The organism is Streptomyces shenzhenensis, assembly GCF_021462265.1.
GTDB classification, from domain to species: Bacteria; Actinomycetota; Actinomycetes; order Streptomycetales; family Streptomycetaceae; genus Streptomyces; species Streptomyces shenzhenensis.
In genome coordinates this window covers 16,130-32,585 of sequence record NZ_JAJONF010000054.1, presented here as the reverse complement: position 1 = coordinate 32,585, position 16,456 = coordinate 16,130, and the positions used below count along the sequence as shown (strand labels likewise).

General features: G+C 71.9%; 17 protein-coding genes and 2 pseudogenes. 6 read left to right on the top strand and 13 right to left on the bottom strand.

Going from position 1 to position 16,456, the window contains the following annotated elements; all coding sequences use genetic code 11:
- Positions 1-180: 180 nt before the first annotated feature.
- The 6 genes from ung to LQ326_RS40635 all read right to left on the bottom strand — a co-directional run bounded on the left by ung (position 181) and on the right by LQ326_RS40635 (position 6,148).
- Positions 181-867: a uracil-DNA glycosylase gene (gene ung, locus LQ326_RS40660; RefSeq protein WP_234544104.1), complete on the bottom strand. Its 687-nt coding sequence runs from the start codon at positions 865-867 to the stop codon at positions 181-183.
- 93 nt (positions 868-960) lie between these two features.
- Positions 961-2,535 (bottom strand): ABC transporter substrate-binding protein, encoded by a 1,575-nt coding sequence (locus LQ326_RS40655; RefSeq protein ID WP_234544103.1) that lies wholly within the window; start codon positions 2,533-2,535, stop codon positions 961-963.
- Positions 2,536-2,764: 229 nt separating this feature from the next.
- Positions 2,765-3,526 (bottom strand): SDR family oxidoreductase, encoded by a 762-nt coding sequence (locus tag LQ326_RS40650; protein ID WP_234544102.1) that lies wholly within the window; start codon positions 3,524-3,526, stop codon positions 2,765-2,767.
- A 22-nt stretch (positions 3,527-3,548) separates the two neighbouring features.
- A complete protein-coding gene (gene fabG / locus LQ326_RS40645; RefSeq protein WP_234544101.1) occupies positions 3,549-4,310 on the bottom strand; it encodes a 3-oxoacyl-ACP reductase FabG in 762 nt (253 codons plus the stop codon).
- A gap of 627 nt (positions 4,311-4,937) precedes the next feature.
- Complete coding sequence (locus LQ326_RS40640; protein ID WP_234544135.1) at positions 4,938-5,354, bottom strand: DUF3037 domain-containing protein; 417 nt, start codon at positions 5,352-5,354, stop codon at positions 4,938-4,940.
- A 29-nt stretch (positions 5,355-5,383) separates the two neighbouring features.
- Positions 5,384-6,148: a HipA family kinase gene (locus LQ326_RS40635; protein WP_234544100.1), complete on the bottom strand. Its 765-nt coding sequence runs from the start codon at positions 6,146-6,148 to the stop codon at positions 5,384-5,386.
- 286 nt (positions 6,149-6,434) lie between these two features.
- Here LQ326_RS40635 and LQ326_RS40630 point away from each other — a divergent pair, with 286 nt between their 5' ends.
- Positions 6,435-7,190 carry an EamA family transporter gene (locus tag LQ326_RS40630; RefSeq protein ID WP_372497079.1) on the top strand — a complete coding sequence of 252 codons (756 nt, stop codon included), beginning with the start codon at positions 6,435-6,437 and terminating at the stop codon, positions 7,188-7,190.
- A gap of 59 nt (positions 7,191-7,249) precedes the next feature.
- Here LQ326_RS40630 and LQ326_RS49185 read toward each other — a convergent pair.
- A pseudogene (locus tag LQ326_RS49185) lies at positions 7,250-7,336 on the bottom strand (HipA family kinase); the annotation flags it as partial.
- Between the two features lie 200 nt (positions 7,337-7,536).
- Here LQ326_RS49185 and LQ326_RS40625 point away from each other — a divergent pair.
- Positions 7,537-8,016 carry a Rieske (2Fe-2S) protein gene (locus LQ326_RS40625; protein WP_234544098.1) on the top strand — a complete coding sequence of 160 codons (480 nt, stop codon included), beginning with the start codon at positions 7,537-7,539 and terminating at the stop codon, positions 8,014-8,016.
- A 3-nt stretch (positions 8,017-8,019) separates the two neighbouring features.
- Here LQ326_RS40625 and LQ326_RS40620 read toward each other — a convergent pair whose 3' ends face one another.
- Positions 8,020-8,667: a cysteine hydrolase family protein gene (locus LQ326_RS40620; RefSeq protein WP_234544097.1), complete on the bottom strand. Its 648-nt coding sequence runs from the start codon at positions 8,665-8,667 to the stop codon at positions 8,020-8,022.
- 81 nt (positions 8,668-8,748) lie between these two features.
- Here LQ326_RS40620 and LQ326_RS40615 point away from each other — a divergent pair, with 81 nt between their 5' ends.
- Entirely contained in the window at positions 8,749-9,216 is a 468-nt protein-coding gene (locus LQ326_RS40615) for a pyridoxamine 5'-phosphate oxidase family protein (RefSeq protein WP_181807690.1), read from the top strand.
- Between the two features lie 6 nt (positions 9,217-9,222).
- Here LQ326_RS40615 and LQ326_RS40610 read toward each other — a convergent pair whose 3' ends face one another.
- Positions 9,223-10,125, bottom strand: a complete 903-nt coding sequence (locus tag LQ326_RS40610; protein ID WP_234544096.1) for a LysR family transcriptional regulator — start codon at positions 10,123-10,125, stop codon at positions 9,223-9,225.
- A gap of 74 nt (positions 10,126-10,199) precedes the next feature.
- On the opposite strand from LQ326_RS40610, the pseudogene LQ326_RS40605 reads away from it, so the two are divergent.
- Positions 10,200-11,155 (top strand): annotated as a pseudogene (locus LQ326_RS40605) (DMT family transporter).
- A 14-nt stretch (positions 11,156-11,169) separates the two neighbouring features.
- Here LQ326_RS40605 and LQ326_RS40600 read toward each other — a convergent pair.
- Complete coding sequence (locus LQ326_RS40600) at positions 11,170-12,504, bottom strand: aminotransferase class I/II-fold pyridoxal phosphate-dependent enzyme (protein ID WP_234544095.1); 1,335 nt, start codon at positions 12,502-12,504, stop codon at positions 11,170-11,172.
- A 36-nt stretch (positions 12,505-12,540) separates the two neighbouring features.
- On the opposite strand from LQ326_RS40600, the gene LQ326_RS40595 reads away from it, so the two are divergent.
- Positions 12,541-13,239 carry a pyridoxamine 5'-phosphate oxidase family protein gene (locus LQ326_RS40595; RefSeq protein ID WP_234544094.1) on the top strand — a complete coding sequence of 233 codons (699 nt, stop codon included), beginning with the start codon at positions 12,541-12,543 and terminating at the stop codon, positions 13,237-13,239.
- 94 nt (positions 13,240-13,333) lie between these two features.
- Here LQ326_RS40595 and LQ326_RS40590 read toward each other — a convergent pair whose 3' ends face one another.
- Together LQ326_RS40590 and LQ326_RS40585 are read right to left on the bottom strand one after the other, a co-directional pair.
- The gene (locus LQ326_RS40590) at positions 13,334-14,344 is read right to left on the bottom strand and encodes an EamA family transporter (RefSeq protein ID WP_234544093.1); all 1,011 of its coding nucleotides are present in this window, start codon (positions 14,342-14,344) and stop codon (positions 13,334-13,336) included.
- A 10-nt stretch (positions 14,345-14,354) separates the two neighbouring features.
- The gene (locus tag LQ326_RS40585) at positions 14,355-14,969 is read right to left on the bottom strand and encodes a Clp protease N-terminal domain-containing protein (protein WP_234544092.1); all 615 of its coding nucleotides are present in this window, start codon (positions 14,967-14,969) and stop codon (positions 14,355-14,357) included.
- Between the two features lie 288 nt (positions 14,970-15,257).
- Here LQ326_RS40585 and LQ326_RS40580 point away from each other — a divergent pair, with 288 nt between their 5' ends.
- Positions 15,258-15,686, top strand: coding sequence for a type II toxin-antitoxin system Rv0910 family toxin (locus LQ326_RS40580; RefSeq protein ID WP_234544091.1), 429 nt, complete (start codon positions 15,258-15,260; stop codon positions 15,684-15,686).
- An 84-nt stretch (positions 15,687-15,770) separates the two neighbouring features.
- Here the strand turns inward: LQ326_RS40580 and LQ326_RS40575 are convergent, their stop codons facing one another.
- Complete coding sequence (locus tag LQ326_RS40575; RefSeq protein WP_234544090.1) at positions 15,771-16,406, bottom strand: PadR family transcriptional regulator; 636 nt, start codon at positions 16,404-16,406, stop codon at positions 15,771-15,773.
- Positions 16,407-16,456 lie beyond the last annotated feature (50 nt).

Genomic DNA, 16,456 nt, shown 5'->3' with positions numbered 1-16,456 from the left:
GGCGCCGCCGGTTTTCACCGGCAGGCGGCGCCGTTGGACCGCGGTCCGGTGGTCGGCCGGACGGGCCGGTGGGGCTGGTCGCGCCCACGCGGCGGAGCTGCGTGGGGACCCAGCACCCCGCCCCGCACCCCACCCCCCAGGGGGTTGCCCCAGGTCGGCTTCCAGGCCCCGTGCACGTGCTCAGCCCAGGTTCGGAATCCGCCAGTCGATCGCCTCGTGGCCCTGGGCCGCCACCGCCTCGTTGATCTTGGTGAAGGGGCGGGTGCCGAAGAACTTCGCGGCGGAGAGCGGGGACGGGTGCGCGCTCTGGATCACCACGTGCCGGCTCTCGTCGATCAGCCGGAGCTTCTTCTGCGCGTAGCCGCCCCAGAGGACGAAGACCGCCGGGTCGGGCCGCTCGGCCACCGCGCGGATCACCGCGTCCGTGAACTTCTCCCAGCCCTTGTTCTTGTGCGAGTTGGCTTCACCGGCGCGGACCGTGAGGACCGCGTTGAGCAGCAGTACGCCCTGCCGGGCCCACGGCGTCAGACAGCCGTTGTCCGGCGTCTGCTCCCAGCCCAGCTCTTCCTTCATCTCCTTGTAGATGTTCCGCAGGGACGGCGGGATCCGCACCCCGGGCCGGACCGAGAAGCACAGGCCGTGGCCCTGGCCCTCGCCGTGGTACGGGTCCTGGCCGAGGATGAGCACCTTGACCTGGTCGTACGGCGTCGCCTCCAGCGCGGCGAAGACCTCCTCGCGCGGCGGGTAGACGGGGCCCTTCGCCCGCTCCTCCTCGACGAACTCGGTCAGCTCCTTGAAGTAGGGCTGCTGCAGCTCGTCACCCAGAACCCCGCGCCAGGACTCGGGCAGCATGGCGATGTCGGTCACGTCAACGTCCTCACGAATTGCGGTCACTTGCAGATCCTGCCGATACCGAAAAACCTACAGGCGACCACTGACAACCGGTGCCGGACGGCCGTTTCACCAGCTGGTCTTGCGGTGCAGCTCCCACATCATCATGATCGTGGACGGGTCGAGGGCCTTTTCCCCGCCGGAGATGTCGTCGCTGGCCGCGACGTACTGCCGCCCCTGCCACAGCGGGATCAGCCGGGCGTCGTCGACGAGGATCCGCTGGGCTTCCTCGAACTCCTTGACGACTTCGCCGCGGTCGGTCTCGCTGCGTGACTCGGGCAGCAGCCTGCCGGTGATCACGGGTGCCGGGTAGGGCGTGCCGAGGGCGTTCTGCTCGCCGACGAAGGGCGCGATGAAGTTGTCGGGGTCGGGGAAGTCCGGGAACCAGCCGCGGCCGAAGACCGGGTACTCGCCCTTCTGGTAGCCGACGACGTAGGTCTTCCAGGGACGGCTCCTGAGCGTGACGGTGAACAGCCCGGAGTCGTCCAGCTGCTGCTTGAGTTCCTTGAACATCTGGGCGGTCTCGGAGCCGTAGCGGTCGGTGGTGTACCAGAAGGTCAGCGGGACGCGCTGGGTGATGCCGGCGTCGGCGAGGATCTTGCGGGCCTTGGACGTGCTGGGGTCGCCGTAGTCGTCGAAGAAGTCGGTGGTGTGGCCGGTCAGGCCTGCCGGGACCATGGAGTACAGCGGGTCGACGGTGTCCTTGTAGACCGTGTGGGCGATCGCGGCGCGGTCGACGAGCTGGGCGACGGCCTTGCGCACGGCGGGCAGCCTGGCCCACGGGTCCCTGGGGTTGAACACCAGGTAGCTGATGTCCGTGCCGGTGCCGTCGATCAGCTGCAGGTCGGTGTTGCTGTGCGCCTCCAGGGCGACGATGTCGGAGGCGGCGAGACCGCGGTAGGTGACGTCGATGTCCCCGGACCTGAGGGCCTTGACCATGGTGGCCGAGTCCTGGAAGTAGCGGATGGTCACGGCGTCGTTCTGCCGCTCGGCGAAGCCCTGGTAGTTGTCGTTGCGGACCAGCTCGGCCCGCTTGCCCTCGTCGTAGGACTTCAGGGTGTACGGCCCGGAGCCGTGCACGGAGTCGTCCTTGCGCAGCGAGTGGGCGGGGTAGTCGTCGGGGTCGACGATCGACATGGCCGGGGTGGCGAGCACGAAGGGGAAGGTGGCGTCGGCCTTGTTGAGGTGGAAGACCACCTCGCGGTCGCCGATCGCCTGCACCCGGTCGAGGCTGCCGAGCAGGCCCGCCGGGCCGCTGGGCGCGTTGACGGCCCGGATCCGGTCGATGGAGTACTTGACGGCGTGGGCGTCAAGTCTGTCCCCGTCGGCGAACTTCAGGCCGGAGCGCAGCTCGCAGCGGTAGGTGCGGTCGCTCGAGTCCGTGAAGGCGCAGGCGTGCGCGGCATCGGGCTGGGGGGTGGTGGCCCCGTCGGGGTAGGCGAGCAGTGTCTGGTAGATGTTCCGGAACAGCTCCCAGGAGCCGTCCCACGATCCCGCAGGGTCGAGGGTGCTGGGAGCGCTGGTGGTTCCGACGACGATCGGCCCGCTGTCGCCGGTGCCGCCGGAGAGGACGCCGCACCCGGCCACCAGGGATATGGACGCGACCGCGGCAACTCTTCGCAGGCCTCGGTTCCGGTTGAACACGCGCACGCTCCTCGATCCGCCATACCAGGGGTCGGCGGCAGACCATACCGCAGCGTTGCGCGCCTTGAAGCACCCCGGAAACACGGGCGTTGACCGAATGTGCTATGACGACGTTGTCATGCGGCCGAGCGGATCTCGCACGAGCGCCTGGGCGCCGTTTTCCTCACATTTGCGGCAGAATATCCGTGACGAAAACGACGCCTGACGGTCGATCAGGCCGTGCCGGCGGTCAGGCTATGCCGGCGTTCAGGAAGACGCCGCCGTCGACGACGAGCGTCTGGCCGGTGATCCAGTCGGACTGCTCCGAGGTGAGGAAGGCGGCGGCGCCGCCGATGTCGGAGGGCACGCCGAGCCGCTTGAGCGGGTAGGCCGCGGACGCCTCCGCCTCCCGGCCCTCGTACAGGGCCTCCGCGAACTTGGTCTTGATGACCGCGGGAGCGATCGCGTTGACCCGGACGCCGGGGGCGAACTCGTGCGCCAACTGCTGGGTCAGGTTGATCATCGCGGCCTTGCTGATGCCGTACGCGCCGATGAACGGCGAGGCCGACAGGCCGGCGACGGACGCGATGTTGACGATGGCGCCGCCGTTGTCCTTCTGCCAGGCGTGCCAGGTCTTCTGGGCGAAGCCGAGGGCGGAGACCACGTTGGTCTCGAACACCTTGCGGGCGACGTCCAGGTCGACGTCGGCGATCGGGCCGAACACCGGGTTGGTACCGGCGTTGTTGACCAGGTAGTCGACGCGGCCGAAGGCCGCCATGGTGCGCTCCACGACCTCGCTCTGGTGGGCCAGGTCGTGCGCCTTGCCCGCGATGCCGATGACGCGCTCGGAGCCGAGGCTCTCGACGGCTTCCTTGAGGGCGTCCTCGTTGCGGCCGGTGATGGCGACGCGGTCACCGCGGGCGATCAGCGCCTCGGCGATGCCGTAGCCGATACCGCGGCTCGCGCCGGTGATGACGGCGACCTTGCCGGACAGTTCAGGCAGTTCAGTCATGTCGGTGTTCCCCAGTGATCTTCTAGTCGAGCGGTCCGCCGGCCACGTACAGCACCTGGCCGGAGACGAAGCCGGCGGCCTCGTTCGTGAAGAAGGCGATGGCGTTGGCGATGTCCTCGGGCTCGCCGACGCGCTGCACGGGGATCTGGGTGGCCGCGGCGGCCTTGAACTCCTCGAAGCCCATCTTGACGCGCTCGGCGGTGGCCTTGGTCATCTCGGTGGCGATGAAGCCGGGGGCCACGGCGTTGGCGGTGATGCCGAACTTGCCGAGCTCGATGGCGAGGGTCTTGGTGAAGCCCTGCAGACCGGCCTTGGCGGCGGAGTAGTTGGCCTGGCCGCGGTTGCCGAGCGCCGAGGAGGAGGACAGGTTGACGACCCGGCCCCAGCCGGCCTCGACCATGTGCTGCTGGACGGCCTTGGTCATCAGGAAGGAGCCGCGCAGGTGCACGTTGAGGACCGTGTCCCAGTCGGACGCGGACATCTTGAACAGCAGGTTGTCGCGGAGCACGCCGGCGTTGTTGACCAGGATGGTCGGAGCGCCCAGCTCCTCGACGACCCGCGCGATCGCCGCGGCGACCTGGGCCTCGTCGGAGACGTCGGCGCCGACCGCGACGGCCTTGCCGCCGGCCGCGGTGATCTTCTCGACGGTGTCCTTGCAGGCGGCCTCGTCGAGGTCGATCACGGCGACCGCGCGGCCCTCGGCGGCCAGTCGTACGGCGGTGGCGGCGCCGATGCCGCGCGCGGCACCGGTGACGACGGCCACCCGCTGCTCAGTGCTGGACATTGCTGTTTCTCCTCGCCCTTGAGAACACCTGATCGAGAACCCGGCCGGATGGTGAGCGACCGCTTAGTACCTTCAACAGACGTGACGCTAGAAGCCCTGGCACGCGGTGTCAACGTCACACCGCTTCAAGGCGCCATTATCTTGATCACCCCGGCCGGTGCCGGGGCGACGGCGGGTGGCAGGCCCTACGGCGCCGGCACCGCTCCCCCGGACGGCACCGGCGCCGGACCTGGTACTCAGACGGCGGGCCGAACCGGCGCTGACCAGCAGCCATGAGGCGGCACGCCGGGCTCGGGATCGCCACGGGGGCACAGCGTCCTCCGCCCGAGCGGGCCGGTTCCCAGGAGGTGGACGGGCCGTCCGCGCCGCCCGCGCCCGGGAGGGTTTTCACGCGGTCGGCGCAGTGCGGCAGGGCGTGGGTACGCAGGAGCACGGGCACGCCGATCCCTGGTGCGACCGCCGCTGCCGGGCACGCCGGGGCGCGCGGTGTCGACATCCGCGGCGCCCCGATCAAGGCCGGCACTCGGCTGCCGGCCACTGCCGCCCGAGCAGGCAACGGCCCTTCCGGAAGGGCCGGTCGTCCCGGTGGCCACGGCGACCGCGGCCCTCCGGGCGCCGCATGGTCCGTCACCTCACCAGGAGGTCCAGCAACCGCTCCGTCTCGGCGGCCGGGTCGAGGGTGAGCCCGGTGTGCACCGGCCCCGGCTGTACGACGGCGGAGCGGGGCGCGACCAGCCAGCGGAAGCGCCGCCCCGGGTCGTCGCCGGCCGCGCGCCCCGCCGCCGCCCCGCCCGCGCAGACGCCCTCCACCGCTCCGAGCGCGGCCCGTACCCCGGCCACGTCCGCGTCGGGGTCCAGGGCCAGCAGCCGGGCCTCGTCGAGATGGGTGCGGGCGCCGACGTACGCCTTGGCCCGGCAGTACACGATCACGCCGGCGTTGATGCGCTCGCCGCGTTCCACGCGGGGTACGACGCGCAGCAGGGCGTACTCGAAGACGTCCCGGTCGCCGCCCTGACCGGCCCGGGTGAAGTGGCGCTCGGTCATGTGTCCGGCGACGTTGACATGGGTCTCGCTCACTGGGCCCCCTCGATGCCGGTGATGCGCTCGTGAATGACGGCGGCCCGGGCGAGCAACGGCCGCGTGTAGGTACGCCGCAGGTCGTCGGGGGTGTCGAAGCCGGGCTCGGCGGTGAGCCAGACGTCCGGGATCTCGGCGGTGACCTCGGCGAGCAGGTCCTCGGTGACCAGGGGCGCCAAGTCGGCGGCGGCCGCCCGGACATCGGGGGCGAACCCGCCGAGCGCGTGGTCGGAGGCGTCGTACGGACGGGCGGCGGACGCCTGTGCGGACGGCCAGTTGTGCTGCCAGATCATGGTGGCGCCGTGGTCGATGAGCCACAGGTCGCCGTGGTGGATCAGCAGGTTGGGGTTGCGCCAGGAGCGGTCGACGTTGTTGATCAGCGCGTCGAACCAGACGATCCGCCCGGCCTCCTCGGGGCTCACCGCGAAGGCGAGCGGGTCGAAGCCGAGGGCGCCGGAGAGGAAGTCCATGCCGAGGTTGGTGCCGCCGCTGCCCCGCAGCAGGTCCTGCACCTGCTGCTCGGGTTCGCCGAGCCCCAGTACCGGATCCAGTTCGACGGTGACCAGCCGGGGCATCCGGAACCCGAGCCGGCGGGCGAGTTCACCGCAGACGACCTCGGCGACCAGCGTCTTGCGGCCCTGCCCCGCGCCCGTGAACTTCATGACATAGGTCCCGAAGTCGTCGGCCTCGACGAGCCCCGGCAACGATCCACCTTCACGCAGGGGCGTGATATAGCGGGTCGCGATGACCTCTTTCAGCATTTTCCCAGGCCGCCTGTCTCTCTAGCCTTGAAATCCACGAACGCATTTCGGAGGGGGTAAGCCCCACGTTTCCCGCCTCCGGCATGAAATGAGCATAGTAACCGAGGGTGATCGCGAGCGAGGAGTGCCCGAATCACACGAAGGCCGTCCCTCGGGGCCGCCGTCCACTGCCGGGGTTTCGCTCCGTCGGCTGGCGGCGGGATGACCCCGAATCACCGCGTCTGCGTTGCCGAGCGAGCAACGCCGGCGGGAACTCCCCCTTGCCCGCAGACGCAACGGCCTGGCCGTGGCACTCCACGCCCAACTGGGCGGCACCGTGCTCGGGTTGCTCCTGGCCCTGTTCCTGGACGCCGGTTCCGCCGCGCTCGCGGACTACGGGTGGGGGGCGATGTCGGGGGTGGGGACCGGAGCGGGTGTGGCTTTCCTGTACCGCGCGATGTCGCAGGGTGCGATGAGCGTGGTCGTCCCGGTCAGCGACGTGGGAGCGGTGACCCTTCCGGTCCTGGTGGGGGTGCGTTTCCTCGGGGAACGGCCGGCCGCCCCCGCCTGGGTGGGGATCGCCGCCGTCCTTCCGGCGCTGTGGCTGGTCTCGCAGAGCTCACCGGACCCGGACGGCGGACAGCGTGGATCGGTGTCCGCGGGGGTGCCCAGTGCCCTGGTCGCCGGCATGGGTTTCGGTGTGCAGTTCCTGGCCATGGCGCAGGTGGGCGCGGGCAGCGGCCTGTGGCCGGTGGCGCTGAGCCGGGTGGTCTCCGTCGCGGTCATCGCCGCGGTCCTGGGATCCTACGGCGCCGGCTGGAGGCTGTCGGGAAGCCCATGGGCGGCGACCGTGGCGGCGGGTGCCCTGGGCACGCTCGCGATCGTGCTGTACCTGGAGGCCACCGGACAGCAGCTCATGACCGTCGCCACCGTGCTCTCCGCTCTCTATCCCGCGATTCCCGTGCTCCTCGCGCTGGTGGTCCTCAAGGAACGCCTGAACTGCCGTCAGGCCGCCGGCCTGACCTGTGCGGCCTTCGCCGTCGGGCTCCTCGCGCTGCGCTGAGCCCGGTGGCCCGCCGCCGCCTGAGGCCGGGGGCGGGGCTTCGTTCCCAGGCAGCTCACCAAGTCGTCGGACTCGACGAGCCCCGGCGACGAGCCGTTTTCACACCGAGGTGTGATATAGCGGGTCGCGGTGACTTCCTTGAGCAACACCCCTGGTTACCGGGGGTCCTGCGACGGCCCGGCCACCGGCCTGGCCGGGCCGTCCAGGCCGACAGCGAACCGACAGCGCTGCTTACCGCAGCCTCATGTTCAGGGGGTCACTATCGGATGCCGTCTGAACAGGTGGTGCCCGAGGACCGTACCCCTGGACGGATCAACGAGACGCTTCGCGGAAGGGAACCCCTCACATGACCAGCGCACCGCTCAACCCCTCGGCCAGTCCGGCTCGCCGTACCGTCATGGTGGCGGCCGGAGCGGCGGGGCTCGCCGCCGCGCTGACCGCCTGCGGATCGTCCGACGACGACTCGTCGGGCACGACCACCACGAACGGCAACGCGGGCGGTGGCTCCACCACGCAGAACAGCAACGGCTCGGCCGGCGGCACCGCGCTCGCCAAGACCACGGACATCCCCGAGGGCGGCGGCACGATCTACAAGGACCAGGCGGTGGTCGTCACCCAGCCGGCGTCGGGCACGTTCAAGGCGTTCTCGACGAAGTGCCCGCACGCCGGCTGCGCGGTGACCAGCATCGCCAACGGCGAGATCGTCTGTCCCTGCCACGGCAGCAAGTTCGCCATCGCGGACGGCAGCGTGAAGCATGGCCCGGCGACCACGGGTCTGACGGCGGCCGACATCACGGTCTCCGGCGACCAGATCTCGCTGGCCTGAGCCTCAGGACCGCCGGCGCGGGGGTCCGAGGCAGCCGAGCACCTCGTCCGTGGTCACGACCGTGGCGACCAGCGCGAGGGTGTTGCGGATCATCGCGGGGGTGTACTCGGAGGGCACCCCCGCGACGGCGTCGGCCGGGACGACGGCGGTGTACCCCCGGTTGACCGCGTCGAACACCGCGTTCGGTATGGCCACGTTGGCCGAGACGCCGGTGACGATCAGGGTGCGGCAGCCGAGGTTGCGCAGCAGCGGGTCGACGTCGGTGCCCTGGATCGGCGACAGGCCGTGCAGCCGTCGTACGACGAGGTCCTCGTCCGCGACCTCGATGGGGGGCGCGACGCGGACCGCCGTGGTGCCGGGGAGCTGCTGGACGGGCAGCCGTTCGGCGGCGCGGAACAGGCGGGCGTTGCGGTTCGCGCCGCGGCCGTCCGGGCGGCGTTCCGCGATCGCGTGGATCACCTGGACACCGGTGTCATGCGCGGCGGCGACCAGCCGGGCGATGTTGTCGAGAGCGCCCGATGCCCGTGCCTCGCGGGCGAGTTCGGGCAGCGCGCTCTGCGGGCCCACCACGCCCTGCTGGCACTCGACGGTCAGCAGCACGGTGCTCGCCGGGTCGAGGAGTTCCGCGAGCCGTTCGTGCGACGACGGCATGACGCCCCCTTCCACCTTGGTACGGGGCGGGTGACACTAACCGCCATCGCGCGGGAACGGAAGAAGACAAGAGGGGGCCGCATGACCGTCACTCAGCGCCGGGGCCGCAAGATCATGATGACACCCGGTGAGCTGGACGATTTCCTCACCACACAGCGCACCTGCCGGGTCGCGACCGTCTCGGCGTCCGGCGCTCCGCACGTGAGCGCCCTGTGGTTCGCCTGGGACGGAACGTCCCTGTGGCTCTACTCGGTGGTGCGCAGCCAGCGCTGGAAGGACCTCAGCCGCGACCCGCGCGTGGCGGTCGTGGTCGACTCCGGTGAGGAGTACGACCAGTTGCGTGGCGTCGAGCTGAGAGGGACCGTCGAGTTCGTGGGCGAGGTTCCGCGCACCGGTGAGCTGGTCGCCGAACTCGACTACATCGAGACGGTGTTCGCCCGCAAGAACTTCGGCCTGGACGAGATGCCGCACGACGGCCGGCATGCCTGGGCGCGGCTCACCCCGACCAAGATCGCCTCCTGGGACTTCCGCAAGCTGGGCTCGGCGTAGGGAAGTTCAGGCGATCGCCGCGGCCGCGCCGCGCAGGGCCTGCACCGCTGCCCGGATCGAGGGGCGGCGGTCGGCGTCGGCCCGCCAGACGACGTACACGTGGCGGCGCACCCGCTGCTTCAGCGGCACCATGACCACACCCTCCGGCACCGGGTGACGGCCCAGCACCGGGGCGATGCAGACGCCCAACCCGGCCGCTACCAGGTTGAGTTGGGTGTGTGTCTCGGCCGCGCGGTGTCCGACGATGGGCTCGATGCCGCGCGAGCGCAGCGTGAACATCAGCCATTCGTGGCAGAACTCGCCCTCGCCCCAGGTGATCCACTCGTCCTCGGCGAACTCCCCCAGGTCCACCTCGTCGCGGTCGGCGAGCCGGTGCCCGGTCGGCAGCGCCACCTCGGCGGGGTCGTCCAGCAGGGGTGCCTTGACCAGCCCGTCGGGTACGGGCATCGGCTTGTTGTACCAGTCCAGGACGACCGCGAGATCGAGGTCGCCGCGGACGACGCCGGCGATGCCGTTCTCCGGTTCCAGCTCGCTGGAGCGGACGCGCAGCGCCGGGTGCCGGGCGCGCAGGGCGGCCAGCGCGGTCGGGAACAGGCCGCGGGCGGCCGTCGGGAACGCGGACAGCCGGAGCTCGCCGACGACCTGGCCGCGGTGCGCCTCCAGGTCGGACTGGGCCAGCTCGACCTGGGAGAGGATCCGGGCCGCGTGCTCGGCGAGCAGCCGGCCGGCGTCGGTGAGCCGGATGCCCCGGCCGTTCTTCGCCAGGAGCTGCTGGTCCACCTCGCGCTCCAGCTTGCCCATCTGCTGTGACACCGCCGACGTCGTGACGTGCAGGGCCTCGGCGGCGCCGCTGACCGAGCCGTGCCGGGCGAGGGCGTCCAGGGTGCGCAGGCGCTCCAGGTTCAACATGTAAGCGATCCTAAGATATACCGGGCGGGAATTCTCGATTGTGCTAAGACGTCGGCTCCCGCAGGGTGGAGGTCATGAGCACCGTGACCACCCCCGCGACCAGCGAGCCGGCGCTTGCCGCCGGCCCTTCCCGCCCCCGCCTCGACTGGCGCCTGCGCTTCGGCGCCCTAGCGCTGATCTGGGGTTTCAGCTTCCTCTTCATCAAGGTGGGGACGCAGGCCTACGCGCCCTTCCAGGTCACCCTGGGCCGGCTGGTGTTCGGTACCGCGGTCCTGGCGGCGGCGATGGCCGTGAAGCGGCAGCGGCTGCCGCGCGGGACCCGCACCTGGGGGCATCTGGCGGTCGCCGCGTTCCTGCTCAACGCGCTGCCGTTCTCCCTCTTCGCCTACGCGGAGCTGACCATCCCGTCCACGCTGGCCGGGATCTGCAACGCGACCTCACCGCTGTGGGGGATGGTGCTGTCGCTGTGGGCCTGTCGGAGGACCGGCCGACCCGGGTCCGCTTCGCCGGTCTGGGCCTGGGGTTCATCGGTGTGCTGACGGTGCTGGGCGCCTGGCAGGGGTTCCACGGCCTGGACGTCACGGGGACCGCGATGGCGCTGCTGGCCTCGCTGAGCTACCCGGTGGGCTGGATCTACGTCCGGCGGACGCTGGCCGGGACGGGTGACTCCCATCTGGCGATGACCGGGGCGCAACTGTTGCTCGCGACTGTGCAACTGGCCGTGGTGACACCGCTGTTCACGTCCCTCCCGGCGCACTTCGCCCTGCTTCCGCTGCTGGCGGTCGCCGCGCTGGGCGTGCTGGGGACGGGGCTCGCGGTGCTCGTCCAGTACGGGCTGGTGGCGGAGGTGGGGCCGACCACCGCGCAGATGGTCACGTACTTCATCCCGGTCATCGCCGCCGCGGCGGGGGTCGCGGTGCTGGGCGAGTCGCTGCGGTGGAGCACCCCGGTGGGAGCGGTGATCGTGCTCGCGGGAGCGGCCCTCACCCAGGTGAGACGACGCCCCCGCGAGGGCGCCGGCCGCGCCTGAGGCCCCCGCGTGCGCTAGGCCTGGATCCGGCCGCCCTTCGGGGGTGTCACCGCCGCCGACACCGCCGCCGCCAGGGGGCCGGCCTCTTCCGGCGTCAGCGTCGAGACGGTGATGCGGATGCCCGGCGGGGTCGCCAGGCGGTACCGGGCGCCCGGGGCCACCGCCCAGCCCTGGTGGAGCAGCCGGGACACCGTGCCCGTCTCGTCCGGGACCGGGACCCACAGGTTCATGCCGCTGCGGCCGTGGGCCGCGACGCCGTGGTCGGCGAGCGCGTCGAGGAGGAGTTCACGGCGGGCCCGGTACGCCGCCGCCACCGCCGGGCCGTTCACCGCGCCGTCGGCCCACATCCGGACCACGGTGCGCTGCAGCAGCCGGCTCACCCAGCCCGGGCCCAGGCGCTGCCGCCCGCGCACCCGGTCGACCGTGACCTCGTCACCGGTCAGGGTGGCCAGGCGCAGGTCGGGGCCGTAGGCCTTGGCGACCGAGCGGACGAAGGCCCAGTGCCGAGTGACGCCCGCCAGGGGATGCAGCGGGATGTCGACGATGCCGTGGCCGTGGTCGTCCTCGACCAGCAGGGTGTGCGGGTGGGCGCGCAGGACGGACCGCAGGGCACGCGCGCGTGCGGCGCTCACCGCGGCGCCGGTGGGGTTGTGCGCCCGGGCCGTGACGATCAGGGCGCGCGCGCCGGACTCCAGGGCCCGGCGCAGGGCGTCGGCACGCGGCCCCTCGTCGTCGACGGCCACCGGGACCGCACGCAGCCCCAGCGCCGGGATCAGGTCGAGGGTGCGGCCCCAGCCGGGGTCCTCGACGGCGACCGCGTCGCCGGGCCTGAGGTGGGCCAGCAGGACGCGTTCGGCGGCGTCCAGAGAGCCGGAGGTGACGGTGAGCGGTCCGTCGGGCACGCCGTCGGCGGCCAGTTCGGCGCGTGCCATCCGCTCCAGGGCCGGCTCGACCGAGTCGGCGCCGTAGAGGACCGGCGCCCGGTCGCACTCGGCCGCCACCACCGCCAGGGCCGGTGCGAGGGCGGGGAGCAGGGCGGGGTCGGGGTTGCCGGAGGACAGGTCGCGCACCCCGGGCGGGACGTCGACGGGGAGCTGGTCCCGCCCGGTGGTGGCCGGTTTCGGCCGGACACGGCTGCCTCGCCGGCCGGCGGTCTCGATGACCCCGCGCTCGCGCAGGGTGCGGTAGGCGGCCGCGACCGTATTGGGATTCACCCCGAGCCTGGTCGCCAGCTCCCGCATGGGGGGCAGCAGTTGCCCCGGCTCCAGCCCTCCGGAGCCCACCGCGCGTTCGACGCTGGCCGCGATCTCCGCTGCGCCGCGCCCTTCGATCGGATATTCTCCTAGCACAAAACCTATTATGCACTAGTGCAATGAGGGAGCGCAATGGAGACAGCCGCGCAGGGGACAGTGCCGGCCCAGCCCGCACGGCCCGCCGCCTACGCCAAGACCGACCGCACCGTTCCCACCCGCTCCGCCGAGCGGGCGTCGTACGACAGGGAACTGGTGCACGCCATCCTCGACGAGGGCTACCTCTGCCACCTCGGCTTCGTCCGCGACGGCGCGCCGGTGGTGCTGCCGACGCTGTACGGCCGGGTCGGCGAGGTCCTGTACCTGCACGGCTCGACGGGCTCCCGTCCGCTGCGCATGACCGGCCAGGCCGACCCCGGACTCGCGGTGTGCGTGACGGTCACCCATGTCGACGGCCTCGTGCTGGCCCGCTCGGCCTTCCACCACTCGGTCAACTACCGCTCCGTGGTGGTGCACGGCATCGCCCACCAGGTCACCGACCCCGAGGAGAAGCGCCGCGCGCTGGACGCCCTGGTCGACCACGTGGTGCCGGGCCGGGCGGCCGACTCCCGCCCCGCCGACAAGAAGGAGCTGGCCGCGACCGCGGTGATCCGGCTCGACCTGAAGGAGGTCTCCGCCAAGACCCGCACGGGCGACGCGAACGACGAGCCGGAGGACCTGGACCTGCCCTACTGGGCGGGTGTGCTGCCGCTGCGGAAGGGGCACGACGCGCCGATCGCGAACGGGGACCTGGCCGCGGACGTTCGGGTGCCGCAGTACTTGAAGACCCGCTGACGCGCATGCCCCCTCGGGGGCGCGGGACCGCATCTGATGTGCGGCCCCGCCGCGCGGGCGCGACCCGCCAGCACCGGCCGGCGGCCGACAGCGCTCAGACGGCCGGCTCCCGCACCACACCCTCGCCACGCGCCAAGGGCTCGGCGGAGCCCTTGGCAGGCGCAGAGGACTGTGCGATGAACGCCCCGGCCAGTACCACGACCCCGCCCACCACCTGCGGCGCACCCAGCCGCTCCCCCAGCAGCACCCACGCCAGCACGGTCGCCACCACCGCCTCCAGACAGGCCACCACCCCCGCCACCTGCGGGGACAACCGCCGTACCGACATCACACCCGTGACGTACGCGACGACCGTCGCGACCAGCACGATCCATCCCAGCAGGACCGCCGCCGGCACGGCCGCCCCGTTCATCCGCGCCGAGCCGCCCAGCACCGACCAGTCCATCTCCCACGGCCGGGCGACCACGGTCAGCAGGACGGCCCCGACCAGCAGCCCGTACGCGATCACTCCCAGCGGATCCGCCCCCTCGCCCCCACCGTGGTCGGCGAGCACGAAGTACCCCACCTGGCAGCATGCCGCCCCCAGTGCCAGTACCAGCCCCAGCGCGTCGAACCGCAGCCCCGACCACACCTCCACCACACACGCGAGGCCGCCCGCCGCGAGAACGACACCGAGCGCGGCGGCGCGGGTGACCGGCCGCCGCTGCACGAACCGGACCCAGCCGAGCACGAGGGCGGGAGCGAGGTACTCCACGAGCAGCGCCACTCCCACCGGTATCCGGGAGATCGCGGCGAAGTAGCAGGCCTGGACGCCTGCCACGGCCAGCAGTCCGAACCCGGCGAGCAGCGCGGGCCGGCGGCGCGGCAGGTCGCGGTGGCGGACGGCGAGCGGAAGCATCACCAGGGCGGCGGCCGCCACCCGCAGCCACACCACGTGCAGCGGCGCGAGCCCGGCCTCGATCAGGGGCTTGGCCGCGACGCCCGAGCCACCGAAGGCGAGCGCCGACCCGAGGGCGAGGGAGAGCCCGAGGCCCTTGCCATGGCTGGTGTCAGTGGTGCGCACCGGGACATGATGCCAGCGGGCGACATGAGCGTCACCCTCCATGGCACCTGTCTCAACGGCTGGACGTGCGACGCTCCGCCTCCGCGTCCCGGGCCGATCCGGCCGCCCCGGCCGATCCGACCGCCCCGTCGCCGTCTATCCGCACGGCCAGCTCGCGGGCAGCCACCCCGGCGCGCTCAAGCACCTCCACGGCCCGTGACTCCGGGTCGAGGACCAGGCCCGCGAGCAGGTCGATGCCGTCGGCACGGGCCTCGCCGCGGCGCCGGGATCGGACGCGCGCGTACTCCAGGGCGGCGGCGGCCACCGGCGACCAGGCGCCCTCGCTCCTGCCCTCGGCTCTGCCCCCGCCCTGCCCAAGGGCCGGCAGCGCGCCGGAGTCCTCGACCCCGCCCTGCCAGCGCAGGCCGTAGCCGATGCTGCGCTGCACGAGGTAGCCGAGCAGGCGCGCGAGTTGCGGCGGGTCACCGATGGCGGCGCGCACCTCGGGGTCGTACTCGATCAGCGAGTGCAGCAGATGGGCGGTGTCGACCTGACGGTCCCCGTCCCTTACGGCCCGGCGGCGGGCACCGGCGACCACCGCTGCCAGCTCGGCACCGAGCCAGGCATCGTCGTCCGCGTGGATACCGCCCTGGTCCTGGGCGGGCTGGCGGGGAATACGGGGTTGCACGTCCTCTACCCCATCAATCCCAGGGGCCGGAGTCATCGGCGAGGGGAAGCATTCTCGTGTCCCACGCAGAGTGGACACGGATGGCCGGAATCTCCTCCTTACGGATGAGATCAGACCGATTCCGGCCACCGGGTGCGCGCCGTCTTGCCGAGCGGCCGGGGGCGGGACCGGCCGCCGAGGGGGCGGTCCCCGGATCCGCACATTTCCTGACGGTTCATCAGTATTGAATGTTCGAGGCCCTGCGGCTACGTTCCGCGACACCGTAGCCCGACACGAAGGGGTGGCCCGATGGCCGAAGTCAGCGCGGAGACACGCATCCAGGCACCGGCCGAGAAGGTGTGGGCACAGCTCACCGACTGGTCGGCGTACGGCGAGTGGAACGCGACCCACACCAACTTTCCCAAGGGCGGCCCCGAGACCCTGGCGGTGGGCGGCACCTTCCAGGAGAACATGAAGCTGATGGGCTTCCCGGCGGAGGTCGAGTGGACCATCGAGGAGCTGGAGCCGGCGCGGGTGCTGGCGATCCGCGGCAAGGGCCCGATGGCGGTGACGGTCGCCACGCGCTACACGCTGACCCCGGACGGGGACGCGACGACGGTGCGGATCGACGGGGAGTTCACGGGCGCGGCCGTGTCACTGATGGCGGGCAAGCTCAAGGACTCGGCGACGGCGGCCCTGAACGAGTCGCTGCGCAAGCTGGGCGCACTGGTGGCCTGAGCCGCCCCGCCCCGCGGACACGGCAGAGCGCCCCGCGGACAGGTCCGCGGGGCGCTCGGTGTCTCACCTCGCACCCGTCGAGGGTCAGTCCTCGTCGGCGAGGATGAGGTACAGCTTCTTGCGGGTCTCGTTGATGACGGCCAGCGCCTTCTCGCGCTGCTCCTTGCTGCCGGTCTTCCAGACCTGCCCGAAGGCCTCCATCAGACCGAAGCCGGCCTGGCGGATCTCGCCCAGGGCCTCGAAGTCGACCCCGCGGGAGGCCTCTTCCCAGGGGGCGTCCGGCCCGGCGTCGGCGGCGGTGCGACCACTGTCGGTGAGGGAGAACAGCTTCTTGCCGCCCTCGCTCTCGCTGACGATCAGGCCCTCGTCCTCCAGCAGCTGGAGGGTGGGGTAGACCGAGCCGGGGCTGGGCTTCCACGCACCGCCACTGCGCTCGGCGATCTCCTGGATCATCTCGTAACCGTGCATCGGCCGGTCCTTCAGCAGGGCCAGGATCGAGGCCCGTACGTCACCACGCCGCGCCCTTCCCCTGGGACCACCGCGCCCTCGCGGCCCCCAGTGCCCCGGTCCGAAACCGGGCCCGCCGGGACCGAAGCCGGGGCCACCCGGGCCGAAGGGCCCGAACGCCGCACGCCGGCCGTCACGCCCACCGAAGCCGCCCCGCCCGTGCGAGTGGGGGCCGCCCTGACCATGTCCACGCTCGAATCCGTGGGAACGCATGGCAATCACTCCATTCCATCGTTGATCTGTCGCGTATCTGTCGCGATGCC

Coding starts and splice junctions, on each gene's coding strand:
- LQ326_RS40650 (WP_234544102.1), bottom strand. CDS start 3,526: ATGACTGAACTGCCTGAACTGTCCGGCAAGGTCGCCGTCATCACCGGC.
- fabG (WP_234544101.1), bottom strand. CDS start 4,310: ATGTCCAGCACTGAGCAGCGGGTGGCCGTCGTCACCGGTGCCGCGCGC.
- LQ326_RS40640 (WP_234544135.1), bottom strand. CDS start 5,354: ATGACCGAGCGCCACTTCACCCGGGCCGGTCAGGGCGGCGACCGGGAC.
- LQ326_RS40635 (WP_234544100.1), bottom strand. CDS start 6,148: ATGCTGAAAGAGGTCATCGCGACCCGCTATATCACGCCCCTGCGTGAA.
- LQ326_RS40625 (WP_234544098.1), top strand. CDS start 7,537: ATGACCAGCGCACCGCTCAACCCCTCGGCCAGTCCGGCTCGCCGTACC.
- LQ326_RS40620 (WP_234544097.1), bottom strand. CDS start 8,667: ATGCCGTCGTCGCACGAACGGCTCGCGGAACTCCTCGACCCGGCGAGC.
- LQ326_RS40615 (WP_181807690.1), top strand. CDS start 8,749: ATGACCGTCACTCAGCGCCGGGGCCGCAAGATCATGATGACACCCGGT.
- LQ326_RS40610 (WP_234544096.1), bottom strand. CDS start 10,125: ATGTTGAACCTGGAGCGCCTGCGCACCCTGGACGCCCTCGCCCGGCAC.
- LQ326_RS40595 (WP_234544094.1), top strand. CDS start 12,541: ATGGAGACAGCCGCGCAGGGGACAGTGCCGGCCCAGCCCGCACGGCCC.
- LQ326_RS40590 (WP_234544093.1), bottom strand. CDS start 14,344: ATGGAGGGTGACGCTCATGTCGCCCGCTGGCATCATGTCCCGGTGCGC.
- LQ326_RS40580 (WP_234544091.1), top strand. CDS start 15,258: ATGGCCGAAGTCAGCGCGGAGACACGCATCCAGGCACCGGCCGAGAAG.
- LQ326_RS40575 (WP_234544090.1), bottom strand. CDS start 16,406: ATGCGTTCCCACGGATTCGAGCGTGGACATGGTCAGGGCGGCCCCCAC.